General features: G+C 66.2%; 29 protein-coding genes and 1 tRNA gene. 16 read left to right on the plus strand and 14 right to left on the minus strand.

Features of this window, described 5'->3' with window-relative positions; translation table 11 throughout:
- Positions 1-5: 5 nt before the first annotated feature.
- Positions 6-101: transfer RNA gene (locus V9K84_RS24725), tRNA-Sec, on the plus strand.
- A 14-nt stretch (positions 102-115) separates the two neighbouring features.
- Here V9K84_RS24725 and V9K84_RS24730 read toward each other — a convergent pair.
- Both V9K84_RS24730 and V9K84_RS24735 read right to left on the minus strand, forming a co-directional pair.
- A complete protein-coding gene (locus tag V9K84_RS24730; RefSeq protein WP_088514369.1) occupies positions 116-1,108 on the minus strand; it encodes an asparaginase in 993 nt (330 codons plus the stop codon).
- 80 nt (positions 1,109-1,188) lie between these two features.
- Positions 1,189-2,637, minus strand: a complete 1,449-nt coding sequence (locus V9K84_RS24735; protein ID WP_088514368.1) for a sodium:alanine symporter family protein — start codon at positions 2,635-2,637, stop codon at positions 1,189-1,191.
- A 168-nt stretch (positions 2,638-2,805) separates the two neighbouring features.
- Here V9K84_RS24735 and V9K84_RS24740 point away from each other — a divergent pair, with 168 nt between their 5' ends.
- Positions 2,806-3,624 (plus strand): helix-turn-helix transcriptional regulator, encoded by an 819-nt coding sequence (locus V9K84_RS24740; protein ID WP_043861908.1) that lies wholly within the window; start codon positions 2,806-2,808, stop codon positions 3,622-3,624.
- A 12-nt stretch (positions 3,625-3,636) separates the two neighbouring features.
- Here V9K84_RS24740 and V9K84_RS24745 read toward each other — a convergent pair whose 3' ends face one another.
- Positions 3,637-4,479, minus strand: coding sequence for an alpha/beta hydrolase (locus tag V9K84_RS24745; protein ID WP_054916428.1), 843 nt, complete (start codon positions 4,477-4,479; stop codon positions 3,637-3,639).
- Positions 4,480-4,733: 254 nt separating this feature from the next.
- On the opposite strand from V9K84_RS24745, the gene V9K84_RS24750 reads away from it, so the two are divergent.
- Together V9K84_RS24750 and V9K84_RS24755 are read left to right on the plus strand one after the other, a co-directional pair.
- Positions 4,734-5,618 carry a sugar nucleotide-binding protein gene (locus V9K84_RS24750; protein ID WP_043861906.1) on the plus strand — a complete coding sequence of 295 codons (885 nt, stop codon included), beginning with the start codon at positions 4,734-4,736 and terminating at the stop codon, positions 5,616-5,618.
- Positions 5,611-6,540 carry an NAD-dependent epimerase/dehydratase family protein gene (locus tag V9K84_RS24755; protein ID WP_058541922.1) on the plus strand — a complete coding sequence of 310 codons (930 nt, stop codon included), beginning with the start codon at positions 5,611-5,613 and terminating at the stop codon, positions 6,538-6,540. Before V9K84_RS24750 ends, V9K84_RS24755 begins: the two co-directional genes overlap by 8 nt.
- Positions 6,541-6,642: 102 nt before the next feature.
- On the opposite strand, the gene V9K84_RS24760 is transcribed toward V9K84_RS24755, so the two are convergent.
- The 5 genes from V9K84_RS24760 to V9K84_RS24780 all read right to left on the minus strand — a co-directional run bounded on the left by V9K84_RS24760 (position 6,643) and on the right by V9K84_RS24780 (position 10,510).
- Entirely contained in the window at positions 6,643-7,326 is a 684-nt protein-coding gene (locus tag V9K84_RS24760) for an OmpW family outer membrane protein (RefSeq protein ID WP_043861904.1), read from the minus strand.
- Between the two features lie 110 nt (positions 7,327-7,436).
- On the minus strand, positions 7,437-7,949 hold the full coding sequence (locus tag V9K84_RS24765) for a DUF3299 domain-containing protein (RefSeq protein WP_043861948.1): 513 nt from the start codon (positions 7,947-7,949) through the stop codon (positions 7,437-7,439).
- Positions 7,950-7,960: 11 nt separating this feature from the next.
- Positions 7,961-9,226, minus strand: coding sequence for an ABC transporter permease (locus V9K84_RS24770; RefSeq protein ID WP_088514367.1), 1,266 nt, complete (start codon positions 9,224-9,226; stop codon positions 7,961-7,963).
- On the minus strand, positions 9,226-9,945 hold the full coding sequence (locus V9K84_RS24775; protein ID WP_043861902.1) for an ABC transporter ATP-binding protein: 720 nt from the start codon (positions 9,943-9,945) through the stop codon (positions 9,226-9,228). Before V9K84_RS24775 ends, V9K84_RS24770 begins: the two co-directional genes overlap by 1 nt.
- Before the next feature lies 1 nt (position 9,946).
- Positions 9,947-10,510: a DUF2796 domain-containing protein gene (locus V9K84_RS24780; RefSeq protein ID WP_088514366.1), complete on the minus strand. Its 564-nt coding sequence runs from the start codon at positions 10,508-10,510 to the stop codon at positions 9,947-9,949.
- 125 nt (positions 10,511-10,635) lie between these two features.
- Between V9K84_RS24780 and V9K84_RS24785 the strand changes: the two genes are divergently transcribed.
- Positions 10,636-10,980 (plus strand): hypothetical protein, encoded by a 345-nt coding sequence (locus V9K84_RS24785; protein ID WP_078481672.1) that lies wholly within the window; start codon positions 10,636-10,638, stop codon positions 10,978-10,980.
- Between the two features lie 84 nt (positions 10,981-11,064).
- On the opposite strand, the gene trxA is transcribed toward V9K84_RS24785, so the two are convergent.
- Genes trxA through V9K84_RS24800 form a run of 3 tightly spaced genes read right to left on the minus strand, consistent with a single transcriptional unit; the run spans position 11,065 to position 13,074 of the window.
- Positions 11,065-11,937 carry a thioredoxin gene (gene trxA, locus V9K84_RS24790; RefSeq protein WP_054916424.1) on the minus strand — a complete coding sequence of 291 codons (873 nt, stop codon included), beginning with the start codon at positions 11,935-11,937 and terminating at the stop codon, positions 11,065-11,067.
- Between the two features lie 31 nt (positions 11,938-11,968).
- A complete protein-coding gene (locus V9K84_RS24795; protein ID WP_054916423.1) occupies positions 11,969-12,631 on the minus strand; it encodes a 50S ribosomal protein L11 methyltransferase in 663 nt (220 codons plus the stop codon).
- The gene (locus tag V9K84_RS24800) at positions 12,628-13,074 is read right to left on the minus strand and encodes a YbaY family lipoprotein (RefSeq protein WP_043861898.1); all 447 of its coding nucleotides are present in this window, start codon (positions 13,072-13,074) and stop codon (positions 12,628-12,630) included. Before V9K84_RS24800 ends, V9K84_RS24795 begins: the two co-directional genes overlap by 4 nt.
- A gap of 108 nt (positions 13,075-13,182) precedes the next feature.
- Here V9K84_RS24800 and nrdR point away from each other — a divergent pair, with 108 nt between their 5' ends.
- The 11 genes from nrdR to V9K84_RS24855 all read left to right on the plus strand — a co-directional run bounded on the left by nrdR (position 13,183) and on the right by V9K84_RS24855 (position 21,055).
- Positions 13,183-13,647 (plus strand): transcriptional regulator NrdR, encoded by a 465-nt coding sequence (gene nrdR / locus V9K84_RS24805; protein ID WP_043861897.1) that lies wholly within the window; start codon positions 13,183-13,185, stop codon positions 13,645-13,647.
- Positions 13,644-14,780: a bifunctional diaminohydroxyphosphoribosylaminopyrimidine deaminase/5-amino-6-(5-phosphoribosylamino)uracil reductase RibD gene (gene ribD, locus V9K84_RS24810; RefSeq protein WP_043861896.1), complete on the plus strand. Its 1,137-nt coding sequence runs from the start codon at positions 13,644-13,646 to the stop codon at positions 14,778-14,780. Before nrdR ends, ribD begins: the two co-directional genes overlap by 4 nt.
- A 43-nt stretch (positions 14,781-14,823) precedes the next feature.
- The gene (locus V9K84_RS24815) at positions 14,824-15,486 is read left to right on the plus strand and encodes a riboflavin synthase (RefSeq protein ID WP_043861895.1); all 663 of its coding nucleotides are present in this window, start codon (positions 14,824-14,826) and stop codon (positions 15,484-15,486) included.
- Positions 15,487-15,504: 18 nt separating this feature from the next.
- A complete protein-coding gene (ribBA, locus tag V9K84_RS24820) occupies positions 15,505-16,596 on the plus strand; it encodes a bifunctional 3,4-dihydroxy-2-butanone-4-phosphate synthase/GTP cyclohydrolase II (protein ID WP_043861894.1) in 1,092 nt (363 codons plus the stop codon).
- A 90-nt stretch (positions 16,597-16,686) separates the two neighbouring features.
- Complete coding sequence (gene ribE / locus V9K84_RS24825) at positions 16,687-17,163, plus strand: 6,7-dimethyl-8-ribityllumazine synthase (protein ID WP_043861893.1); 477 nt, start codon at positions 16,687-16,689, stop codon at positions 17,161-17,163.
- Entirely contained in the window at positions 17,160-17,660 is a 501-nt protein-coding gene (gene nusB / locus V9K84_RS24830; protein WP_043861892.1) for a transcription antitermination factor NusB, read from the plus strand. Before ribE ends, nusB begins: the two co-directional genes overlap by 4 nt.
- Before the next feature lie 18 nt (positions 17,661-17,678).
- The gene (thiL, locus tag V9K84_RS24835; protein WP_088514365.1) at positions 17,679-18,632 is read left to right on the plus strand and encodes a thiamine-phosphate kinase; all 954 of its coding nucleotides are present in this window, start codon (positions 17,679-17,681) and stop codon (positions 18,630-18,632) included.
- Positions 18,633-18,641: 9 nt separating this feature from the next.
- Positions 18,642-19,145, plus strand: coding sequence for a phosphatidylglycerophosphatase A (locus V9K84_RS24840; protein ID WP_043861890.1), 504 nt, complete (start codon positions 18,642-18,644; stop codon positions 19,143-19,145).
- A 13-nt stretch (positions 19,146-19,158) separates the two neighbouring features.
- A complete protein-coding gene (locus V9K84_RS24845) occupies positions 19,159-19,953 on the plus strand; it encodes a transporter substrate-binding domain-containing protein (RefSeq protein WP_043861889.1) in 795 nt (264 codons plus the stop codon).
- A gap of 68 nt (positions 19,954-20,021) precedes the next feature.
- The gene (ribA, locus tag V9K84_RS24850; protein WP_043861888.1) at positions 20,022-20,639 is read left to right on the plus strand and encodes a GTP cyclohydrolase II; all 618 of its coding nucleotides are present in this window, start codon (positions 20,022-20,024) and stop codon (positions 20,637-20,639) included.
- Entirely contained in the window at positions 20,636-21,055 is a 420-nt protein-coding gene (locus V9K84_RS24855) for an MFS transporter (RefSeq protein ID WP_078481664.1), read from the plus strand. The genes ribA and V9K84_RS24855 overlap by 4 nt, the downstream gene beginning before the upstream one ends.
- 62 nt (positions 21,056-21,117) lie before the next feature.
- Here the strand turns inward: V9K84_RS24855 and dxs are convergent, their stop codons facing one another.
- The 3 genes from dxs to V9K84_RS24870 all read right to left on the minus strand — a co-directional run bounded on the left by dxs (position 21,118) and on the right by V9K84_RS24870 (position 24,295).
- Positions 21,118-23,016 carry a 1-deoxy-D-xylulose-5-phosphate synthase gene (dxs, locus tag V9K84_RS24860; protein WP_088514364.1) on the minus strand — a complete coding sequence of 633 codons (1,899 nt, stop codon included), beginning with the start codon at positions 23,014-23,016 and terminating at the stop codon, positions 21,118-21,120.
- Between the two features lie 152 nt (positions 23,017-23,168).
- Positions 23,169-24,056, minus strand: a complete 888-nt coding sequence (gene ispA, locus V9K84_RS24865; protein WP_043861885.1) for a (2E,6E)-farnesyl diphosphate synthase — start codon at positions 24,054-24,056, stop codon at positions 23,169-23,171.
- A complete protein-coding gene (locus tag V9K84_RS24870) occupies positions 24,053-24,295 on the minus strand; it encodes an exodeoxyribonuclease VII small subunit (RefSeq protein ID WP_043861884.1) in 243 nt (80 codons plus the stop codon). Before V9K84_RS24870 ends, ispA begins: the two co-directional genes overlap by 4 nt.
- Between the last annotated feature and the right edge of the window lie 198 nt (positions 24,296-24,493).

Consider the following 24,493-nt stretch of genomic DNA (forward strand, 5'->3'; position numbering starts at 1 on the left):
TTCAAGGAAGGCAATCGCGCCCGGTGGCGCGGCCGGGCTTCAAACCCGGTTGGGGACGGCAGCCGTTCCCGGGCAGGTTCGACTCCGGCTGCCTTCCGCCATTTTTCGCAGTGCCTCAGGCCACCCGTTCACCGCACAGGTCCAGGGCGAACCAGTGCTCGGCGGTGTCGATGTCCAGCCCCGCGCCCAGCAGGGCGAACAGCTTGCCCAGCGCCGCCTCGCGGGTCATGCCGCCGCCCGATACCAGGCCGGTCTCGCGCAGGCGGCTGCCGGCGGCGTAGGTATCGAACAGCACACTGCCCTCGATGCACTGGCTGATGGCGGCAATCAGCACGCCACCCTGGCGCGCCTTCTGCAACGCCTGCATCAGTGCTGCATCTTCCGATGGGCCGGTGCCGCTGCCATAGCATTCAAGCAGCAGGCCGCGCACGCCGCTCACCACCAGTGCCTGCACCTGCTCGGCCTGCAAGCCGGGGTACACCGGCAGCACCGCCAGTTTCACCGGCACCCGCGGCTGGGCATAGCCGAGTATCGCGGGTAACGCGCTGGCGCGGCTGCCTTCGCGGTGGCGCGCCGGCGCGGCAAACGCATCGAAGGCCTCGCTGCGCAGTTTGCTGGCCCGTGCGCCGTGCAGCAGCTGGCCTGCGAAATACAGCTGCACACCGCTTTGCAGGCCGCTTTCGAACAGGGCCAGGGCGCCGTGCAGGTTGTCCCAGGCGTCGCTGTGCGGTGCGCCGGCCGGCAGCATCGAGCCGGTGAGCACAACCGGCACATCCAGCCCCAGCAGCAGGAACGACAACGCTGCTGCGCTGTAGGCCAGGGTGTCGGTGCCGTGCAGCAGCAGGATGCCGTCGTGGCCGTCACGCGTCACCGCCGTGACGATGGCCGCCTGCATGGCCAGCCAGTTGGCCTGCTGCATGTTGGCGCTGTCGAGCAGCGGTGACATCTCCTGCAGGCGCCAGTGCACCCGGGGTGGCGTCGGATGCGTGTCCAGCCAGGCGCGCATGCGTGCCTCGAAGCCACCGGCCGGCGCCAGGCCATGGGGCGTTTGCAGCATGCCGATGGTGCCGCCGGTGTAGAGGACGAGAAGGTTCTTGACCGCGCGCATGGTGAGCATTCCAGGCAGGTGAGAAAAGGGGCATCGCGAATCGGCTGCCGCCCGCGAACGGGGCGGCGGCACAGGGTTGCTCAGCGTTGCGCTTGAGCTTGAGCTTCGCCCACGCTGGCAGGGCGTGCGCTTTCAGCGGGCCGGACAGCAGGCCAGGCCTGGGTGTCCAGGTCCAGGTCGGGGAACCTGGCCGAGTCGAATACCGGCTGCTTGATGCCTGCCTTGCGCTGGTCGTCGTAGTCGCGCATCACGCGCAGGCCGATCTTGAACAGCAGCGCCAGGGCGATCAGGTTGACGAAGGCCAGGCACGTCATGGTGATGTCGGCGAAGGCGAACACGGTCGACAGGTTCTGCACCGAGCCCCACACGATCAGCGCCAGCACCAGGGCACGGTAGACCATCAGCACCGCACGGTTGCGGGTCAGAAACTGCAGGCTGTTTTCGCCCAGGTAGTAGTTGTAGAGGATGCAGGTGAACACGAACAGCGACAGCGCCACGCTGACGAACAGGCGACCCCAGTCACCGACCACGGCAGCCAGCGAGTTCTGGGTCAGCACGATGCCGTCACCTTCGAAGCCCGGGGTGTAGAAGCCCGACAGCAGAATCAGCAGCGCGGTGCAGGTGCAGATCACGAAGGTATCGAGGAACACGCTGAATGCCTGCACCACGCCCTGGGCGCCCGGGTGTTTCACTGCCGCCACGGCGGCCACGTTGGGCGCACTGCCAAGGCCCGCTTCGTTGGCGAACACGCCACGCTTGACGCCCATCACGATGGCACTGCCCAGCAGGCCGCCGAAGGCAGGGTCCAGGCCGAAGGCGCTCTTGAAGATGGTTTCGAGCATGGCCGGCACGTGTTCGATCTGGCTGCCGATCACGTACAGGGTAACGCCGATGTAGGCCAGGGTCTTGACCGGCACCAGCAGGTCGGACACCGAGGCGATGCGCTTGATCCCGCCCAGGAACACGATGGCCAGCAGCACGGCCAGGGCAATCCCGGTGTGCTCCGGGGCGAAGCCGAAGGCGTTCTGCAGCGAGTGGGTCACGGTGTACGACTGCAGGCCGTTGAAGGCGAAGCCGTAGGTCACCAGCAGCAACACCGAGAACACCACTGCCATGGTGCGCAGGTTGAGGCCGTGCAGGATGTAGTAGGCCGGGCCGCCGCGGTACAGGCCGTCACCGTCGGCGCGCTTGTAGACCTGCGCCAGGGTGCATTCGAAGAAGCTGCTGGACATGCCCACCAGCGCCGTCACCCACATCCAGAACACCGCGCCCGGGCCGCCCAGGGTCACGGCGATACCGACACCGGCGATGTTGCCGGCACCCACGCGCCCGGCCAGGCTCAGCATCAGTGCCTGGAACGAACTCAACTGGCCCGCCTGGCCGCGCAACGATTCCTTGAATACGCCGAACATATGGATGAAATGGCGAAACTGCACAAATCGCGAGCGCAGGGTGAAATAGCTTCCCAGTCCGACGATAAGCACGATAAGGAGCTTCCCCGAAAGGAAATCGTTGAGCACTTCGAGCATGGCGTGACCTCGGTTCTTGTTCTGAATGACAGTGGCTGACGGCGTGCGCCGTTTGCCTGGGGGCGCATGGTTGGTCATGACAAACGTCGTTACAATTTCGCGGGTTGCTCTGAATTGATGCGACCTGATGCTAAACTGGCGCCTATCGCATCAATCGGTACCTGATCAATGAGTCAACACCTCGGCCCCAACCTCAAGCTGGCGTGCAGCCATTACCGCTCTATTTCCGAGGTTTGCCGGCAGCTGTCGATCAACCGGGCGCAGTTCAACAAGTACCTGAGCGGGCAGAGCCAGCCGACGGCGTACAACCTCAAGCGCATCGGCGACTTCTTCGGCGTCGAGGACTACGAACTGGGCCTGCCGCCGGAACAGTTCGCGCGCCTGATCGGTGCGCGCAGCTCGGCGCTTGCCAGCCCGGCCCAGGCCGACCCGTTGCTGGAACTGCTGCGCCCGCTGCGCGAGCACGAGGGCAATCTGTCGCGCTACTGCGGCTACTACTTCGAATATTCCAACTGCATGTCGGTGCCGGGCAGCATCCTGCTGTCGCTGGTGCACCTGCGCGAAGAACGCGGCACGTTCCTGTTCGAGCGCCAGGAACGCCAGGAGCGCTCCAGCAGCACCGACGTGCAGGCCGAAGACTGGGTGCGCTGCCGCTATCTGGGCGCGGCCTTTCAGTTGCAGGACCGGGTGTTTCTGATCGACTACGAATCGCTGACGGTCAACGAGATGAGCCAGACCATCCTGATTCCCAGCTTCAAGAGCCGCATCACCCGGCTCAACGGCCTCAAGACCGGCGTCTCCAGCGGTGACCGGCGCACTCCGGCGTGTACCCGCGTGGTGTGGGAATACCTGGGCCCGGAAATCAACCGCATCAATGCCTACCGCCAGGTCCGGCTGTACCGCCCGGATGACCCGCGCATCGATGACGATGTGCGCGCACGGCTCAACGTCGGGCCGATTCGCAACGGCCTGTTCGAGATCGAGTGAAGGGCGCCGTGCTCAGCGGCGAATGAATGCCGCCACCTGCTGCGCCAGGGCCCCGGCCTGTGGCGGATGGGCGCGCAGGTGTGCGGCGATGCCGTGGTCGCAGTCGGGCAGGGTCAGCTGTTCGAAATGCCCGGGGGGTAGGGTGTCGCTCAGCGCCTGGATGACTTCGGCCGGGATCGGGCTGTAGCGCAGCATGCCGTCGATTTCCACATGGCCTGCCGACGTGCCCGGGGTTCGCCCATGGTGGGCGGCCAGCAGGCCATCGTACTGGCCCAGCACCAGCAGCACCTGGCCGCGATAGCTGCGCAGGAACTTGTAGCTGTCGCTGTCGAGAAACCCGTGCGGGGTGCTGATGGCGCGGGTGAAGGCCGGGCCGAACGGTGCATCGTAAGCGCTGTCGGCATAGACCGCCGGGCACAGCAGCACCAGCTTGTTCACCTGGCGTGCATGGTGCGCTGCCACTTTCAGCGCCAGCGCTGCGCCCAGGCTGTGGCCGATCACGGTGTTGCAGCGATGCTCGACGTGGCGAAAGAAGCGCAGCGCCTCGGCCAGGTTGGTGTGCAGCGAGGGCGCCCGGGCCCCCGGCAGGCTGGCCAGGCTGTGCCCCGACAGGTTGCCGGTCAGCGAGCCGATGCCCAGGGCCTGCAGGCGGTACAGCAGCGGGTTGAGGTGGGTGAAGTCGCTGCGTGCGCCGCCGAGCATGAACAGCGGCGGCGCGTGCTCGATATCGGGGATCAGCAGGCGACCTTCCTGGCTGTAGCCGTCGAACGTTTCGACCACCAGGCACTCGCGGCCCGGGCTGGGTTCGTCGAATTGCCAACGCTCACGTCCGTGTGCGGCCGTCTTGATCGGCATGAAGCGGTCCTCTTGCCCGGGGTGAAGGGTCGACAAGTCGACATGAACCAGCGAGGCTGACGCTTTTACAGTAGATGCAGTCGGGCATTTCTGGTGGGCGCGCAGGTTATTTCTTGAACTACGTTGAACCCGTCACACTTTGCGCTGACACACTCTAGACTTTGGCGCCAGTCGGCCCCGCGTTGGACTTCGCCTGCTGGAAGCCGCAAAATATCCGCTTTCCCTCAATTTATCTGACCGGACCTGCTGACTCTATGCGAATGCGCCTGATGCTGTTGGGTGGTGGAAATGCCCTTGGGCAAGCGCTGATTCGCCTCGGGGCCGAGGAAGATATCGGCTTTCTGGCGCCGCGCCCACCTGACCAGGGCTGGGATGCCGCGAGCCTGACCCAGCTGCTCGATGACACCCGCCCCGATGCGCTGATCAATCTGGCCTACTATTTCGACTGGTTCCAGGCCGAATCGGTGAGCGAGCAGCGCCTGGCTTCGCAGGAGCGTGCGGTCGAGCGCCTGGCCGAACTGTGCCAGCACCACAACATCATCTTGCTGCAACCCTCCAGCTACCGGGTATTCGACGGTTCGCGGGCCACGGCCTACAGCGAAAAGGACGAGCCGGTACCGCTCGGCCAACGTGGCCAGGCGTTGTGGCGCATCGAACAGAGCGTGCGCGCGACCTGCCCGCAGCACGTGCTGCTGCGCTTTGGCTGGGTGCTCGACGACAGCGTCGACGGCGTGCTGGGGCGTTTTCTGACCCGCGCCGAGCACTCGCAGGAACTGCTGCTGGCCGACGACCGGCGTGGCAACCCGACCCCGGTCGACGATGCAGCGCGGGTGATCCTGGCGGTGCTCAAGCAACTGGACTGTGGCGCGCCACTGTGGGGCACCTACCATTACGCCGGCAACGAGGCGACCACGCCGCTGGCGCTGGGTCAGGCGATCCTCAGCGAAGCCGGGCAACTGCGTCAGCTGGCCGTCGAAGCGCCCACTGCGCAGGCCCACGCCGCCCGCCCGGATGCTGCCGAAGAACCCCAGCACGCGGTGCTGGCCTGCAAGAAAATCCTCCACACCTTCGGCATCAAGCCGCGTGCCTGGCGCGCCGGCCTGCCGACCCTACTGGACCGGTTCTATCGTCATGGCTGATGCTCCTATCCTGATTACCGGGGGGGCCGGCTTCATCGGCTCCCACCTGAGCGACGCGCTGCTGGCCAAGGGGTACGCGGTGCGCGTGCTCGACGACCTGTCTACCGGTCGGCGTCTGAACCTGCAGCTGGACAACCCGCGTCTGCAACTGATCGAGGGCGACGTGGCCGATGCCGCCCTGGTGGCCCGGGCCGCCGAGGGCTGCCAGGCCGTGGTGCACCTGGCGGCGGTGGCCTCGGTGCAGGCCTCTGTGGAAGACCCGGTCAGGACCCACCAGAGCAACTTCATCGGCACGCTGAACGTGTGCGAGGCGATGCGTGTGGCCGGCATCAAGCGCGTGCTGTTCGCCTCCAGCGCTGCGGTGTACGGCAACAACGGTGAAGGCCAGGCCATCGACGAGGACACGCCCAAGGCGCCGCTGACCCCCTATGCGGTGGACAAGCTGGCCAGCGAGCAGTACCTGGACTTCTATCGCCGCCAGCATGGGCTGGAGCCGGTGGTGTTCCGCTTCTTCAATATCTTCGGCCCGCGCCAGGACCCGTCGTCGCCGTATTCGGGAGTGATCAGCATCTTCTGCGAGCGCGCCCTCAACGGCACGCCGATCAACCTGTTTGGCGATGGCGAGCAGACCCGTGACTTCCTGTATGTGGCCGACCTGGTGGCGGTGCTGGTGCAGGCGCTGGAACAGGCGCAGGTGCAGGAGGGCGCGGTGAACGTGGGGCTGAACCGCGCCACCACGCTGAACCAGTTGCTCGAGGCACTGCGCAAGGTGGTAGGGCCGTTGCCCGAGGTCAATCACGGGCCGGCGCGCGCGGGTGATATCCGTCATTCGCGGGCCGACAATGCGCGGCTGCTGGCGCGCTTCGACCTGCCCGAGCCGACGCCACTGGCCGATGGGCTGGCGCACCTGCTGGGGCGCTGAACGTAAAAAGCTTCGCCGGCAACGCCGGCTCCTGCAGGCGGTATCTCCCTGACGGGAATCGCAGCCAAAAAAAAGCCCCGAATGATCGGGGCTTTTTCATGGTCAGAACTTGTAACCCACACCCACCATGTAGACCCATGGGTCCACATCCACGCTCACCTTGGTCTTGCCCACGCCCAGCGCGCTTGGGCCGTCGATGGTGGCCTTGGTGTCGATGTCCACGTACCAGACCGCGGCGTTGACCAGCAGGTTGTCGGTCAGCATGTAGTCCATGCCCAGTTGGCCGGCCAGGCCGACCGAGTCCTTGAGCTTCATGTTGCTGAAGCCCTGGGCCTTGCGGCTGCTGCTCAGGTCTTCATCGAAGAACAGGGTGTAGTTAAGACCGATACCGGCGTAAGGCTGGAACTTGGAGGTCGGCTCCATCGGGTAGTACTGCAGCGACAGGGTCGGTGGCAGTTGCTTGATGTTCGCCAGCTTGCCGTCCAGGCCCGCACCCAGGCCCTTGACGCCCACTTCGTGCTGGAACGGGGTGGCTGCCAGCAGTTCCAGGCCGATGTGGTCGGTCAGCATGTAGGCAAAGGCCAGGCCCAGCTGGGTGTCGCTGTCCAGGGTGGCCTTGGTGCCGCCAACCTTGGTGCCGTCGAGCTTGATATCGCCGCTGTCTTCGTTCGGTGCGGTGGTGATCGCACCGGCACGCAGAATGAAATCGCCCGCCTGGTGGGCGTGGGCAACAGGGGCTGCAAGCGCGAGGGCAATGAGCGAGGCGCTGAGCAAGGACTTGTTCATGGAAGCTCCCAAAGGACGTTTAGAATTTAATGTGTCCAATGGTAAGGAGCTGACAGGCGGTGATTCTTGACGCAGCTCAATGAAACCGCAAACGCCCTGGCGCGGGGCTTCTATTGTAGTTCATAGGCGTAGATCTTCTCGGCTTCCATCTGGTAGCCGGCCTCGGCCAGCTCGCTGCTGGAAGCCTTGACCTGCATCGGCCCCTCGATCCAGTAGGGCTGGTACAGCTCCTCGACCTTGATGCCGATTTCGCTGAACACGTGCACGATCTGGTTCGACGGTGGGGGCGGCACGTGAATGCACGCGCCGTAGTACGGCACCAGCAGGAACTCGGTAGTACGGCCTTCCTCGCTGACTTCCAGTGGCACGATGTAGCCCGGCAGCTTCACCTGCTGGCCATCCAGTGCCTTCACCACCGGCGCGTCGGGCGCCTGCTGCTGCGCCGCCGGGCCGCTTTCGCCGGCCAGCGCGTTGCTCAACTGCGAAAGGTCGTGCAGTGGGGTCATCTGCGGCACGATCACCGGTGCGCCCTCGGGGATCAATTGCGGCCATTCCAGCGTGCGCGGCTCACCCGCCCACAGGGGCGGGGCAATCAACAGCAACAACAGCAGGGCACGACGTATCACGGGCGTTCTCACAGGTGAATGGACAAACCGTCGGCCAGCGACTGGCGGTAGGCCCGCCAGGCCGGAATGCTGCCCATCAGCACGGCGGCGCCGAGGATGATCCCCAGCAGGCTCCACTCGTGGGCGCTGGGCAGCGCCAGCGGCAGGTACAGGCCGTAGTTGGCCTGCACCGTGCCCTGGGCCAGGGCGATGCCAAGGTAGAGCAGGCCAAGCCCGGCGGCAATCCCCGCCAGCGCCAGGGTGAACGCCTCCATCACCAGCAGCCCTGCAATATGCCAGGGGCGTGCACCCACCGAGCGCAGGATGGCCATTTCGCGGCGGCGCTCGTTGAGGCTGGTGAGGATCGCCGTGAGCATGCCGATCAGGCCGGTCAGCACCACGAACAGCGACACCACGAACAGCGCCTGTTCGGCGGTGCCCATCAGGCTCCACAGCTCCTGCAGGGCCACGCCGGGCAGAATCGCCAACAGCGGCTCGCCGCGAAACTCGTTGATCTCGCGTTGCAGGGTGAAGGTGCTGATCTTGTTGTTCAGGCCCAGCATGAACGCGGTGATGGCCTTGGGTGTGAGGTCCATGCCACGGGCCTGTTCGGCGCTGACGCGGCCGGCGCCGCGGGCGGGCACGCCGTTGTGCCAGTCGACGTGGATCGCCTCCATGCCGCCAAGGCTGATGTGCAGGGTGCGGTCCACCGGGGTGCCGGTGCGTTGCAGCACGCCCACCACGGTGAACGGCTTGTCGTCATGCTTGACCAGGCTGATGGCGGCCACGCCATGGGCCAGCACCAGCTTGTCGCCGAGTTTGTAATGCAGCGCGTCGGCCACCTCGGCGCCCAGCACCACCTCGAACGGGTCGCTGGCGAAGGCACGCCCGCTGGCCAGCTGCAGGTGCTGCTTGCGCCCGTACTGGTAATGCTCGAAGTAGGCTTCGGTGGTGCCCATCACCCGGTAACCGCGGTGCGAGTCGCCCAGCGAGATCGGGATGGCCCACTTCACCCGCGGGTTGCTGGCGTAGTGCTCGAAGCTGTCCCAGCGGATGTTGTTGGTGGCATTGCCGATGCGAAACACCGAGTACAGCAGCAGGTTCACCGAGCCCGAGCGCGCACCGACAATCAGGTCGGTGCCACTGATGGTGCTGGCAAAACTGGCGCGGGCCTCGGTGCGTACCCGCTCCACCGCCAGCAGCAGGCACACCGACAGGGCGATGGTGAAGGCGGTGAGCAGGGCAGTGAAGCGGCGGTTGGCGAGACTCGCCAGGGCAAGGCGGAGCAGGTACATCAGGCCTCCAGGTCGCTGGCAGGGCGCGCGGCGCGGTTGAGTTCGGCAAGCGACAGCTGGCGATCGAACAGCGGTGCCAGGCTCTGGTCGTGGCTGACGAACAACAGGCTGGAGCCGGCTGCGCGGCATTCGGCGAACAGCAGGCGGATGAAGGCTTCACGGGTGTCGGCATCGAGCGCCGAAGTCGGCTCGTCGGCAATCACCAGCTCGGGTTGGCCGATCAGCGCGCGGGCGGCGGCCACCCGTTGCTGCTGACCGATCGACAGGCTGTCGGCGCGCCGTGCCAGCAGTGCCGGGTCCTTCAGGCCCAGATGGGCGAGCAGGCTGGCGGCGGCCTTGTCCACACTGCCGTAGCGCTGGCCGGCGCGTTGCGCCCGGCTGCGCGAGAAACGGCACGGCAGCTCGACGTTTTCGCGCACCGACAGAAACGGCAGCAGGTTGAACTGCTGGAAGATGTAGCCGGTATGATCGACGCGAAAACGGTCGCGCTGGCCCTGGCTGAGCGCGCCCAGCTCCTGGCCGAGCAGGCGGATGCTGCCGCGGTCGGCCTTCTGCACCCCGCCCAGCAGGCCCAGCAGGGTGGTCTTGCCACTGCCGCTGGGGCCCTTGAGGAACAGCGACTCGCCGGCCTGCAGGCGCAACGCCGGGATGTCCAGCAGCTCAGGCTGGCCGGGCCAGGCGAAACCCAGCCGGGACAGTTCGATCAGTGCCTGGCCCATGTCAGAAGTCGATCGCGCTGCGGGTCGGGGTCAGGTCCACGCCCTTCTGGCCATTGGGGCCCACCAGCTGCAGCTGGATCTTCTGGGTGGCGGGGAAGGCCTTGAACAGTGGCGCCAGGTCCAGTCGGGTGAGCTGGGCCGGGGTGGTGCATTCGAGTTTGTAATGGGCGTTGATGTCGCTGTGTTCGTGATCGTGGGCGTCGCCATCCTCGTCATGCACCGGCTTGTCGCCGAACAGCGGGCTTTGCAGGTCCTGGTCGGTTTCGCTGCAACCGGCTGCCTTGTTCAGGCCGAACAGCGCCAGGGGTGTTTCGAGCTGGGCGCGCACGGCCGCGACCTTGGCCTTGTCGGTGGCAGAAGTGGCGGCATGTTCGAAGCCCACCAGGTTCATCGCCGGGCTGTCGAATTCCAGCTCCAGGGCATTGCCGTCGAGTGCGACGTTCAGGTGCGCCACGCCATGTTCATGGGCACCCAGGCTGCCATGCTCATGGTCATGGTCGTCATGGGCGTAAACCAGACTCAGGGGCAGCAGGGCAAACGGCAAGGCAAGCAGCAGACGACGCATGGGCGGAACTCCGGAAGGCGCTGAAAGAGTTTCGAAATGTTATAACAACTTGTCGGCCGCGTACCAGTGTCGCTGGATGAAACTTCGTGGGAGCATGGGCGCCTGATCGAGTGGAGGGTGCGAACGTGCGTATTCGTGGACACATCGGCGAATGGCCGGTGGATTTGAGCGTGGAGCTGGAGCCCCATGAGTGGGCGCAGCTGGGCGGGCAGTTGCAGGCGGCCGGGGCGCCGGCGGTTGCCGCTGCTGTACCGACGGCGCCGGTGCGCCCGGACGATGCAGTGTGGCAGGCGGCGCGCGAGGTGTTGCGCAAGGCCGGTCAGTTGAACGGGCCCCAGTTGCTGGAGGCGCTGGAGGGGTTGGCGGGCAATACGGCGGCCGGCAAGCGCCTGCTGGTGCGTTTGCGCCATAGCAGCGAGGTGAGGGTGGAAAGCGGGGCGGATGCGCCGGTCTATCACTGGGTCGGTTGATTCTGCGGGGCGTTCTTCGCCGGCAAGGCCGGCTCCTGCAGGCAACGCCAACCCTGTAGGAGCCGGCCTTGCCGGCGAAGCTTCTCAGTACAACGCAGCAAACAGCTTGCGGCGGTAATCCAGCACCAGCGGGTGCTCGTTGCCCAGCAGGTCGAACACCTGCAGCAGGGTCTTGTGCGGCAGGCCGCCTTCATACCCGCGGTTGCGCTTGAACAGTTTCAGCAGCCCGTCCAGCGCCGCCTCGTACTGCTGGCGCGACAGCTGCTGCACTGCCAGCTGATACGCCGCCTCGTCATCCTCGGCGTTCTGTGCCAGGCGTGACTTCAGGTCGGCCACGTCCGGCAGGCTGGCGGCCTGCTTGAGGAACGTCAGCTGCGCCTTGGCACCGGCCAGTGCAGCCTTGTGCTCATCGCTCTTGACCGCATCGAGCACGGTCTGCGCTTCGCCCAGCTCGCCACGCTCGGCCAGGCAACGGGCATACAGGATCAGTGCCGCGGCATTGCTGTTGTCTTCGGTCAGCAGGGCCTGGAGCAGCGCCTCGGCCTCGCTGAAGCGTCCCTCGGCAAACAGCCCCTGGGCCACTACCAGCGGGTCGGCCGCTGCCGGTGGCGGCAGTTGCACATGCGGTTCGAGCATTGCGCGGATTTCCGACTCCGGGCGTGCCTCGGCAAAGCCGTCGACCGGCTGGCCATCCTTGAACAGCACCACTGTCGGCAGGCTGCGGATACCAAAGCGCGCGACAATGTCCTGTTCCACATCGCAGTTGACCTTGGCCAGCAGCAGCTCACCCCGGTATTCGGCGGTGATTTTCTCCAGCAGCGGCATCAGCACCTTGCACGGCGCGCACCAGTCGGCCCAGAAGTCGACGAGCACGGGTTTGACGTGGGAGTTCTGGATCACCGACTGGTCGAAGTCGGCGCTGGTGGCATTGAAGATGTACGGGGTTTCCTGGCTCATCGCGACTCTCGCAAATCCTTGAATGGCAACACTATAAAGCGCTGCGGCTGGCGTGGTACAGGCTCACCTGGCGGAATTCGTGGGGTTCGGCCAGGTCTGGCAGGGTCAGGGCGTGCAGGGTGTCGAGCTGGCGGTACAGGGGGTGACGGAAGTCGCGCACCCGCGAGTCGGCCACCAGCGCCTGGTGCCCGCGGCTGAGAAACGCATCGAGCAGCGGCAGGTTGGCGCGGTCGTAGAGCACATCGGCCACCAGCACCAGGTCGAAGCGGTCGGCTTCGGCGAAGAAATCGCTGGAGTAGCCCAACTGCACCTGGTTGAGCGCGGCATTCGCGCGGCTTGCCTGCAGCGCCAGCGGGTCGAGGTCGCAGGCCACCACTTCAAGCGCCCCGGCGCGGGCGGCGGCGATGCCGGCAATGCCCGAGCCTGCGCCGAAGTCCAGCACGCGTTTGCCGGCCACCCACTCGGGGCGGGCGGCCAGGTAGCGCGCCATGGCCAGACCGCTGGCCCAGCAGAAGGCCCAGTAGGGCGGCTCGTGCAGGATGCGCCGGGTTTCTTCGGGGCTGAACGCGCGGTCCATGTTGTGCGCATCGATCAGCCACAGCTTGAGGTCGCAGGCCGGCAGCTCGCTGACCACCAGCCGTGCGTCCCCCAGCAGCCCGCTCAACGCCTGTTGCAGGTGGATCGGCGCGGTCACGGCGCTTTTTCGAGGCGCAGCGGGCCGGTGGCCTGGGTTTGCGGGCTGCTGACCGCCACAGGTTGCAGGTGCAGGATCAACTGCCCGGACTGGCTGGCACGCCCGCGCAGCTCCACCCGCGCACCGGCAGGGAACGCCTCGGGGTTGAAACGCAGCTGGAACGGCAGGTCCTGGCCGTTGGCGTCCAGGTTGCTGCTGGCCAGCAGGCGTTGCGGGCGGCCGCGCGGGTCGACCACCAGCAGCGCCAGCTCGACCTCGGCGCCCGACGGGATGCCGAGCAGGGTGCCGCTGATTTCACGCTGGTAGGCCGGCAGCGGGCCCAGGGCCACAGGTTGCTTGGCCGCTACCGGGGCCTTGGGGGCCAGCACCGGCTTGGGTTCATCGCTGCTGCAGGCGGCCAGCAGGGCGGCAAAACTGAGCACAACGAGCGCTCTAAAGGGCATGATCAATTCCTTCGGGGGGATATTTCCTCACTGGATGGTAACTGCTTTGGCTTGTCTTGCCAGTGGGATGCGCTACCATGACCCTCCCTTTTTTTGTTGCCTGCCACCATGCACTGTCCCTTCTGCGGTGCCAACGACACCAAGGTCATCGACTCGCGACTGGTTGCCGAGGGCGAACAAGTGCGCCGTCGCCGCGAATGCGTGGCCTGCGGTGAGCGCTTCACCACCTTCGAAACCGCCGAACTGGTGCTGCCGCGCCTGATCAAGACCGACGGCAGCCGCCAGCCCTTCGACGAAGAAAAACTGCGCGCCGGCATGCAGCGGGCGCTGGAAAAGCGCCCGGTGAGCGTCGAGCGCCTCGAAGCGGCGCTGGCCCACATCAAGCACAAGCTGCGCGCCACCGGCGAGCGCGAGGTCAAGTCGCTGGTCGTCGGCGAACTGGTGATGGCCGAGCTGCAAAAGCTCGACGAAGTGGCCTACATCCGCTTCGCCTCGGTGTACCGCCGCTTCCAGGACCTGGACGAATTTCGTGAAGAAATCGACCGCCTGGCGCGCGAGCCTTCCAAGCAATGAGCCTGCCCAGCGAACGCGACGTGCTCGACGCCCACTACATGGCCCGTGCGCTGGAACTGGCGCGCAAGGGTCTCTATTCCACCCACCCCAACCCGCGGGTCGGTTGCGTGATCGTGCGTGACGGGCAGGTGGTCGGCGAAGGCTGGCACGTACGCGCCGGCGAACCGCATGCCGAGGTGCACGCGCTGCGCCAGGCCGGCGAGCTGGCCCGTGGCGCCTGTGCCTATGTGACCCTGGAGCCGTGCAGCCACCACGGGCGCACGCCGCCGTGTGCCGAGGCGCTGGTCAAGGCCGGTGTGGCGCGGGTGGTGGCGGCCATGCAGGACCCCAACCCGCAAGTGGCGGGGCAGGGGCTCAAGCGCCTGGCCGACGTCGGTATCGAAGTTGCCAGCGGTGTGCTGGAGGCCGAGGCCCGCGCACTCAACCCGGGCTTTCTGAAACGCATGGAACACGGCCTGCCCTTTGTGCGGGTCAAACTGGCGATGAGCCTGGACGGGCGCACCGCCATGGCCAGTGGCGAGAGCCAGTGGATCACCGGCCCGGCCGCACGCTCGGCGGTGCAGCGTCTGCGCGCGCGCTCCAGCGTGGTGCTGACCAGCGCCCAGAGCGTGCTGGCCGACAACGCGCGCATGACCGTGCGCGCCGACGAGCTTGGGCTGGACGCCGACAGCACCGCCCTGGCGATGGCCCGCCCACCGTTGCGCGTGCTCATCGACGGGCGCCTGCGCCTGCCGCTGACGGCGCCGTTCTTCCAGGCCGGCCCGGTGCTGGTGGTGACGGCCGCCGCGCCAGTTGCGCAGTACGCCCAGGCCGGCCATGACCTGCTGAGCCTGCCCGGCACCGACGGGCACGTCGACCTGCCCGCGCTGCTGCGCGAACTGGCCCGGCGTGGTGCCAGCGAGGTGCTGGTGGAGGCCGGCCCGGGCCTGGCCGGTGCCTTCGCGCAACAGGGCCTGGTGGACGAATACCAGCTCTTCATCGCTGCCAAGTTTCTCGGCTCCAGTGCCCGCCCATTACTCGATTGGCCCCTGGCCAGAATGAGCGAAGCGCAGGCCCTCAAAATCACCGACATGCGCGCCGTAGGCGATGACTGGCGAGTCACTGCCATTCCTGTGCCTGCGCCCGGCGTATAATTCGCGGCCTGCGTCTTGCGCGACCCGTTCTGAAGGAGGACTCATGTTCACCGGCATCATCGAATCCATCGGCAGCATCCGTTCACTCACCCCCAAAGGCGGCGACGTACGCGTGTATGTCGAAACCGGCAAGCTCGACCTGGGCGACGTGAAACTGGGCGACAGCATCGCCGTCAACGGCGTGTGCCTGACCGCCGTCGAACTGCCTGGCGACGGTTTCTGGGCTGACGTCAGCCGCGAAACCCTCGACTGCACCGCCTTTGCCGACTTCAAGGTAGGCAGCCGGGTCAACCTGGAAAAGGCCCTGACCCCCAGCAGCCGCCTGGGCGGCCACCTGGTCAGCGGCCACGTCGACGGTGTCGGCGAGGTCATCTCGCGCAGCGATAACGCCCGCGCCATTCAGTTCCGTCTGCGCGCGCCGGCCGAACTGGCCAAGTACATCGCCCACAAGGGCTCGATCACCGTCGATGGCACCAGCCTCACGGTCAACCAGGTCGATGGCGCCGAGTTCGAGCTGACCATCGTGCCGCACACCCTCGCTGAAACCATCATGGCCGACTACCGCACCGGGCGTCGGGTTAACCTTGAGGTCGACCTGCTGGCCCGTTACCTGGAGCGTCTGCTGCTGGGCGACAAGGCCGCCGAGCCGGGCAAGGGTGGCATCACCGAAAGTTTCCTGGCCGCCAACGGCTACCTGAAATCCTGATTTAGAAGGGGGTGCCGCGTGGCGCTCAACAGCATCGAAGAACTGGTCGAAGACATTCGCCAGGGCAAAATGGTCATCCTGATGGATGACGAAGACCGCGAGAACGAAGGCGACCTGATCATGGCCGCCGAGTGCTGCAAGGCCGAACACATCAACTTCATGGCCAAGCACGCCCGTGGCCTGATCTGCATGCCGATGTCGCGCGAGCGCTGCGAGCTGCTCAAGCTGCCGCTGATGGCCCCGCGCAACGGCTCGGGCTTCGGCACTAAGTTCACCGTTTCGATCGAAGCTGCCGAAGGCGTCACCACCGGCATCTCCGCCGCCGACCGCGCGCGCACCGTGCAGGCCGCCGCCGCCCGGGACGCCAAGGCCGAAGACATCGTCAGCCCGGGCCACATCTTCCCGCTGATGGCCCAGCCCGGCGGTACCCTGGCCCGTGCCGGCCACACCGAGGCGGCCTGCGACCTGGCGCGCATGGCCGGTTTCGAGCCGAGCGGGGTGATCTGCGAGGTGATGAACGACGACGGCACCATGTCGCGTCGCGCCGAGCTGGAAGTGTTCGCCGCCGAGCACAACATCAAGATCGGCACCATCGCCGACCTGATCCACTACCGCATGATCCACGAACGTACCATTCAGCGGATTTCCGAGCAGCCGCTGGACAGCGAACTGGGTCAGTTCAACCTGGTGACCTATCGCGATTCGGTCGAAGGCGACGTGCACATGGCCCTGACCCTGGGCAAGATCTGCGCCGAGGAACCGACCCTGGTGCGGGTGCACAACATGGACCCGCTGCGCGACCTGCTGCTGGTCAAGCAGCCCGGCCGCTGGAGCCTGCGCGCCGCCATGAGCGCCGTGGCAGAGGCCGGCAGCGGCGTGGTGCTGCTGCTCGGACACCCGCTGGACGGCGACGTGCTGCTGGCGCATATCCGCGAAAGCGCCGACAGCAGCCAGGTCAAGACACCCACCACCTACAGCACCGTGGGTGCCGGTTCGCAGATTCTGCGCGACCTGGGCGTACGCAAGATGCGCCTGATGAGTTCGCCAATGAAGTTCAATGCGATATCCGGATTCGATCTGGAAGTTGTAGAATACGTGCCCTCCGAATAAAGCAGGGGCTGGTTTCCCGCTGTTGATCCGGAACAAAACTCCCACAGGCCGCACCGTTGCGGCCTGGCTCTTTAAGATGAGAACCCCGCAATGTCCCTGAAGACCATCGAAGGTACCTTCATTGCCCCCAAAGGTCGCTATGCTTTGGTGGTTGGCCGCTTCAACAGCTTCGTCGTCGAAAGCCTGGTAAGCGGTGCCGTTGATGCACTGGTTCGCCACGGCGTGAGCGAAAGCGACATCACCATCATCCGTGCACCGGGTGCGTTCGAGATTCCGCTGGTGGCACAGAAGGTCGCCCAGCAGAGCGAATACGCCGCGATCATCGCCCTGGGCGCCGTGATCCGTGGTGGCACCCCGCACTTCGAATACGTGGCGGGCGAATGCACCAAGGGCCTGGCCCAGGTGTCCATGGAGTTCGGCGTGCCGGTTGCCTTCGGTGTCCTGACCGTCGATTCGATCGAACAGGCCATCGAGCGTTCCGGCACCAAGGCCGGCAACAAGGGCGCCGAAGCGGCCCTGTCCGCCCTGGAAATGGTCAGCCTGCTGGCGCAGTTGGAGGCCAAGTGATTAGCGACGAAAGCGATCGTTTCAACCCGCGCGATCCAAAACCTGCGGATGCTGGCAAGCCCTCCAAGAGCGCCAAGCGTCGCGAAGCCCGCAAGCTCGCGACCCAGGCGCTGTACCAGTGGCACATGGCCAAGCACTCGCTGAACGAGATCGAAGCGCAGTTCCGGGTCGATAACGATTTCACCGATGTCGACGGTGCCTACTTCCGCGAGATCCTGCACGGCGTGCCGGCGATCAAGGAAGAAATCGACAAGGCCCTCGCGCCTTGCCTGGACACCGTGCTCGAAGAGCTCGATCCGGTCGAGCTGTCGGTGCTGCGCCTGTCCACCTGGGAGCTGATCAAGCGGGTCGACGTGCCTTATCGCGTGGTCATCAACGAAGGTATCGAGCTGGCCAAGGTGTACGGCGCCACTGACGGGCACAAGTTCGTCAACGGTGTGCTCGACAAGCTCGCACCGCGGCTGCGCGAAGCCGAAGTGAAGGCGTTCAAGCGCTGATTGCGGCGCTGCCTGCCCATGGGTGAATTCGAGCTGATCCGCCACTACTTCGCCGCCGCGCCCTGTGCGCAGGCCGGCGACGGGGTCGCCCTGGGGATCGGCGACGATTGCGCCCTGCTGGCGCTGCCGGCCGGCGAGCAACTGGCCGTGTCCACCGACACGCTGGTGGCCGGGGTGCATTTCCCGGCTGTGTGCGACCCGTTCCTGCTCGGCCAGCGCTCGCTGGCGGTGGCTGCCAGTGACCTGGCAGCCATGGGCGCCACCCCCGTGGCCTTTACCCTTGCCCTGACCCTGCCGACGGTTCACGCCGATTGGCTGAAGGCCTATGCCCAGGGTCTGAACCTGATGGCCCGACAATGCGGCCTGAGCCTGGTAGGCGGGGACACCACCCATGGGCCGCTGAGCCTGACCATGACCGTGTTCGGCCGCGTGCCTGCCGGCCAGGCCCTGACGCGCAGCGGTGCGCGGCCTGGTGACCTGGTGTGTGTCGGTGGTGAGCTGGGCAACGCTGCCGGGGCCTTGCCGCTGGTGCTGGGCGAACGCGAGGCGGCGGTGGCGCTGGCCGAGCCGCTGCTGGCGCACTACTGGTCGCCGCCACCGCAACTGGCGCTGGGTCAGGCGCTGCGAGGCAAGGCCAGCGCGGCGCTGGATATCTCCGATGGCCTGCTGGCCGATTGCGGACACATTGCCACGGCCTCGGGCGTGTCGATTGTGCTGTCGCTCGAACAGCTGCCGCTGGGTACGGCGCTGCAGGGCCTGCTGGGCCTGGAAGGTGCGCGACAGGCCGCGCTCACCGGTGGCGACGACTACGTGATTGCCTTCACCTTGCCCCCCGCGCACCTGGCCGGCCTGCAGGCTGCCGGCTGGCCGGTGCACGTGGTCGGTCGGGTGGAGGCGGGCAGCGGCGTCAGCCTGCGTGACCACGCCGGGGCGGACATCACCCCGCGCACGCGGGGTTATCAACATTTTTAGGGAGACACCGTGACCGATCACCCCAATCAGGTGCCGGCAGAAAACGTGCCGCCTTCAGTCTGGCGCAACCCCTGGCATTTTCTGGCCTTCGGCTTCGGCTCCGGCACCCTGCCCAAGGCGCCGGGCACCTGGGGTTCGCTGGTGGCCGTGCCGTTCATCCCGCTGTGGCAGATGCTGCCCGACTGGGGCTACTGGCTGATGCTGGGGCTGACCATGCTGTTCGGCGTATGGTTGTGCGGCAAGGTCGCCGACGACCTGGGCGTGCATGACCACGAGGGCATCGTCTGGGACGAGATGGTCGGCATGTGGATAACCCTCTGGCTGGTGCCGGAAGGTTGGCTATGGTTGTTGGCAGGCTTTCTGATGTTCCGCTTCTTCGACATACTCAAGCCGTGGCCGATCCGCTGGATCGACCGGCATGTGCATGGCGGTTTCGGCATCATGTTCGATGACGTGCTGGCCGGCGTGTTCGCCTGGTTGGGCATGCAGGCGCTGGTGTGGAGTTTCACCTGAAGGGAGTGGCCTGATGCGCGCATGGCGAGTGTTGCTGCTGGTGTTGGCGCTGGGTGGCGGCATCGCCTGCGCTGGCGAGCCGACCGCGTTGCCGCAGGAGGTGCGCCTGGCCAGCGAGATCTGGCCGGACTACACCGACGTCGAAGGGCGCGGCATGGCCTGGGACGTGCTGCGCAAGGTGTTCGAGCCGGCGGGGGTCAAGGTGCTCGCCATCAGCGTGCCCTACAGCCGCGCAGTGGGCCTGGTCAAGCGCGCCGAGGCCGATGCCTGGGTCGGCTCCTACGAGCAGGAAAGCAACGACTACCTCTACCCCCGCAACGCCTTCGACCAGGACCATATCTACGCCCTGGGCCTGGCCAGCCTGCCGGTGCCGAGCGCCGCCACCATCGGCCGCTACAAGCTCTCCTGGGTGCGTGGCTACGAGTACCAGCGCTACCTGCCCGATGTGAAGGAGTTTCGCGAGGTGCAGCGGCGCGACGGCATCCTGCCGATGCTCGAACTCAAGCGCGTGGACTTCTACATCGATGCCCAGACCGAAGTAGACTACGTGTACAACCAGGCCCGTGACAAGGCCCGGTTCCGCCGCACCCACATCGCCGAGTTGCCGTTGTACCTGGCCTTTGCCAGGACCGAGCAGGCCTGTGCGCTCCGGGCGCTGTTCGATCGGCGCATGGACGAACTGATCGCCAGCGGTGAATTGCGCGAGATCTTCGAGCGCTGGCAGCAGCCGTATCCGTTCCCGATTCCGGGCAGGGCGCACGTGCCAGCATCTAACTTCTCGATCTGTTTGCCCAAGAATTCAGCCTAAGCACCTGCCTTACGCTGCTGTTACAATCGGCGCACATCAAATTTCACGTTATTGATCAGGAGCACAAGGTGCCCGTCGTCTTTGTTGCCGCTTCCAAGCTGCCCACCCCCTTTGCCACGTTCACCATGCATGGTTTTCTCGACGAAGCCACCGGCCGCGAGCACGTTGTGCTCAGCCTGGGTGATGTAGCCGATGGCGAGCCGGTACTGGGGCGCCTGCATTCCGAATGCCTGACCGGCGATGCGCTGTTCAGCCAGCGCTGCGACTGTGGTTCGCAGCTGGAGGCCGCTCTTCAGGCCATCGCCCGCGAAGGCCGTGGCGTGCTGCTGTATCTGCGTCAGGAGGGCCGTGGCATCGGCCTGCTTAACAAGATTCGCGCCTACGAACTGCAGGACGGCGGCGCCGACACCGTCGAGGCCAACGAGCGCCTGGGCTTTGCCGCCGACCAGCGTGACTACGCCATGTGCCAGCCGATGCTCGAGCACCTGGGCGTCACGTCATTGCGCCTGATGACCAACAACCCGCGCAAGGTAAAAGCCCTCACCGCCATGGGCATTGCGGTAGCCGAGCGCGTGCCGCTGCACACCGGGCACAATCCGCACAACAAGCACTACCTGGCCACCAAGGCCGGCAAGCTCGGCCACATGATGGGCAACGAGCACCAGGGCGAGGCCGGTCGGGCGTGACCCGCGGCCAGGTCAAGCGGCGGCTGGCGTTCGCCTGGTGGCAGTTCTTCGCGATTGCCCTGGCGCCGCTGCTGGTGTTCGGCTGGGCGTTCGGGGGCAGCGTGGCGCGTGTCCCGCTGCTGGTGATGCCGGTGTTTCTGGCCGGGCTGGCCTCGATGTTCTTCAGCCTGCCGCGTTTCAGCGCCTACAAGCGTGCATTGATTGCCACTGAAAAGGCGCTGAACAGCGCTGAAGAGCCGGCGGCCTGGATAGAGCTGGCGCGGGTTCGCCGAGTGTCGATGCTGGTTGCCTGCCTGCCGGCGTGGGTGGCCGCACTGTCGGTGTTCGTGGGCCTGGAGGGAGTGCCGCAGATTCTGCTGGCCATCGCCAGCGTGGTGATCCTTTACCTGTACCGGGTACCGCGTCAGCTGGGCTGATGCGCCCTTCGCCAGCCAGGCTGGCTCCTGCAGGCAGGAGCCAGTCTGGCTGGCGAAAGGGTCTAAAGGCCCAGCAGTTGCATCCGCTGACGCACCGAAGTCTCGATCCCGGCAGCATCCAGCCCGCATTCGGCCAGCATCTGCGCCGGCTTGGCATGCTCGACGTACACATCCGGCAAGCCCAGGTGCAGCATCGGCTTGAGCACGCCTTCAGCGCTCAGGAACTCGCTGACCGCAGAGCCGGCGCCGCCCATGATGGCGTTCTCTTCGATGGTCACCAGCAGGTCATGGCTGCCAGCCAGCTCGCGCACCAGCGCTTCATCCAGCGGCTTGACGAAACGCATGTCGACCACGGTGGCATCCAGGTTTTCGGCCACCTTCAGTGCTTCGGCCAGTTGCACACCGAACACCAGCAGGGCGACCTTGCTGCCCTGGCGGCGAATCACGCCCTTGCCGATCTCCAGCGGCTCAAGGTCGCCGTCGATCGTCGCGTTCGGCCCGCTGCCACGCGGGTAGCGCACGGCAGCAGGGCCGTTGTACAGGTGCCCGGTGCTGAGCATCTTGCGCAGTTCGTTCTCGTCGCTGGGGGTCATCACCAGCATGCCGGGGATGCAGCGCAGGAACGACAGGTCGAAGCTGCCGGCGTGGGTCGGGCCGTCTTCGCCCACCAGGCCGGCGCGGTCTATGGCGAACAGCACGTCGAGATTCTGCACCGCCACGTCATGGATCAGCTGGTCGTAGGCGCGCTGCAGGAAGGTCGAATAGATCGCCACCACCGGCTTGGCGCCCTCGCAGGCCATGCCCGCCGCCAGCGTCACCGCGTGCTGCTCGGCAATCGCCACGTCGAAGTAGCGCTCGGGGTAGCGTTCGCTGAACGCCACCAGGTCCGAGCCTTCCTTCATGGCGGGGGTGATGCCCACCAGGCGCTGGTCGGCGGCGGCCATGTCGCACAGCCACTGGCCGAACACCGCCGAGTACTTCGGCCCGGCGGCCTTTTTCGGCGCGGTGGCCGGGGCGTCCAGCGGTTCGAGCTTGGTGATCGCGTGGTAGCCGATCGGGTCGACCTCGGCCGGGGCGAAACCCTTGCCCTTCTTGGTCACCACGTGCAGGAACTGCGGCCCCTTGAGGTCGCGCATGTTGCGCAGGGTGGCGATCAGGGTAGGCAGGTCGTGGCCGTCGATGGGGCCGATGTAGTTCCAGCCCAGCTCTTCGAACAGCGTGCCGGGCACCAGCATGCCCTTGGCATACTCTTCGGTGCGGCGGGCGATCTCCCAGGCGCCGGGCAGGCGCGACAGCACCTTCTTGCTGCCCTCGCGCATGCTTGCATAGGTGCGGCTGGAGAGGATCTTGGCCAGGTAGTTGGACAGGCCGCCCACATTGCGCGAAATCGACATGTCGTTGTCGTTGAGGATCACCAGCATGTCGGCGTTGACTTCCTGGGCGTGGTTCAACGCTTCGAAGGCCATGCCGGCGGTGAGCGCGCCGTCACCGATCACTGCAATCGACTTGCGTGCCTGGTTCTGCAGGCGGGCGGCGATGGCCATGCCCAGCGCGGCGCTGATCGAGGTGCTGGAGTGCCCGACGCCAAAGGTGTCGTACTCGCTCTCGACGCGGCGCGGGAAGGCGGCCAGGCCGTCCTTCTGACGCAGGCTGTGCATGCGTTCGCGCCGACCCGTGAGGATCTTGTGCGGATACGCCTGGTGGCCCACATCCCACACCAGCCGGTCGTCCGGGGTGTCGAAGACGTAGTGCAGGGCGATCGTCAGTTCGATGACGCCCAGGCCGGCACCGAAGTGCCCGCCGGTCTGGCCGACGCTATAGAGCAGCTCCTGGCGCAGTTCGTCGGCCAGTTTCTCCAGGTCGGCTTCGGCCAGACGACGCAGGCCGGCTGGCGTATCGGCACGGTCAAGCAGCGGCGTGACCGGGCGTTCGCGGGGGATCTCTTGAAACGTCGTGGGCATCAGGCGAATCGTTATAGGTGTGATGAGGCGGCAGTTTACCTTATTGCGGTGAAGGCTGCCCATTGAGGTATGTGGTGTGCGTTTCGCCGGCAATGCCGGCTCCTACAGGGTTCGATGCAGGAGCCGGCATTGCCGGCGAAGGGCCGCTGCGGTCAGCTGCGGCGTTCGACGATGTACCGCGCCAACGCCCGCAGCGGCTCGGCCTTGTCATCGAACCCAGCCAGCGCTGCCAGCGCCTGGTCGCGCAGTTCCAGCGCGTAGGCCTTGGCGGCTTCGAGCCCCAGCAATGCCGGGTAGGTCGGCTTGTCGCGGGCGATATCAGCGCCCTGGCGCTTGCCCAGGGTCGCGGTATCGCTCTCGACATCCAGGATGTCGTCTTGCACCTGGAACGCCAGGCCGATGGCCTGGGCATACTGCTGCAAGGCCGCAAGCGTCTGGGCATCGGCCCGCGCGCTGGCCAGGGCGCCGACCTTGACGCTGGTTTCGATCAGCGCGCCGGTCTTGTGCCGGTGCATGTACTCCAGCGCGGTCTGATCGAGCTTGAGCCCCACCGAGCCCAGGTCGATGGCCTGGCCACCGACCATGCCGGCGGGGCCGGCGCCCTGGGCCACGGCCTGCACCATGGCCAGGCGAATGGCATCGCTCTGCGGGCTCAGGCGCGGGTCGAGCAGGGCGCTGAAGGCCAGGCTCTGCAAGCCGTCGCCGGCCAGGATCGCGCAGGCCTCGTCGAATTTCTTGTGGGTGGTGGGCTGGCCGCGACGCAGGTCGTCGTCGTCCATTGCCGGCAGGTCGTCATGCACCAGCGAATAGGCGTGGATCAGCTCGACCGCGCAGGCGGCGCCGTCGGCATCGCTGCTGGCGCCACCCAGCGCCTCGCAGGCGGCATAGGCCAGCAGCGGGCGTACCCGCTTGCCGCCGTTCATCACGCTGTAGCGCATGGCGGCATACAGGCGCTCGAGCTCGCTCGAGGGGGCGTGGAACAGGGTTTCCAGCGCGGCATCCACCTGGGCCTGGCAACGGGCCTGGTAGGCGGCAATCATTCTGGCTGTTCCGCGTCGAACGGCTCGGCGCGCAACTCGCCGTCGCGCTCCAGCAGCACCTGGACCTTCTGCTCGGCCTGGGTCAGGGCGCTCTGGCAATCGCGGGTCAGGCCGATGCCTTGCTCGAAGGCGGTCAGCGAGTCTTCCAGCGACAGTTCGCCGTTCTCCAGGCGTTCGACCAGCGCTTGCAGGTCGGCAAGGGATTGCTCGAAGTCAATGGCAGCTTTTTTTCGGGCCATGGCGGCTGTCTCTGGTGGCGGTTTGAACGGCGCGACACTAGCAGAGCAGGGCAGGGGGAGCAAATCAGCGCCTGTGATCTTTCGTCGCATTCTGTTGCATAAATGCCGTGGGAACAGGCTTGATTTTCCTGCACTGCTTGCATTGTGGGGGCTCACTGCTGTCTGCCATAATCGCGCCCGCTCTGCGCCGCGGGTTGT

The organism is Pseudomonas sp. AE27 (genome assembly GCF_037113495.1).
GTDB classification, from domain to species: domain Bacteria; phylum Pseudomonadota; class Gammaproteobacteria; order Pseudomonadales; family Pseudomonadaceae; genus Aquipseudomonas; species Aquipseudomonas palmensis.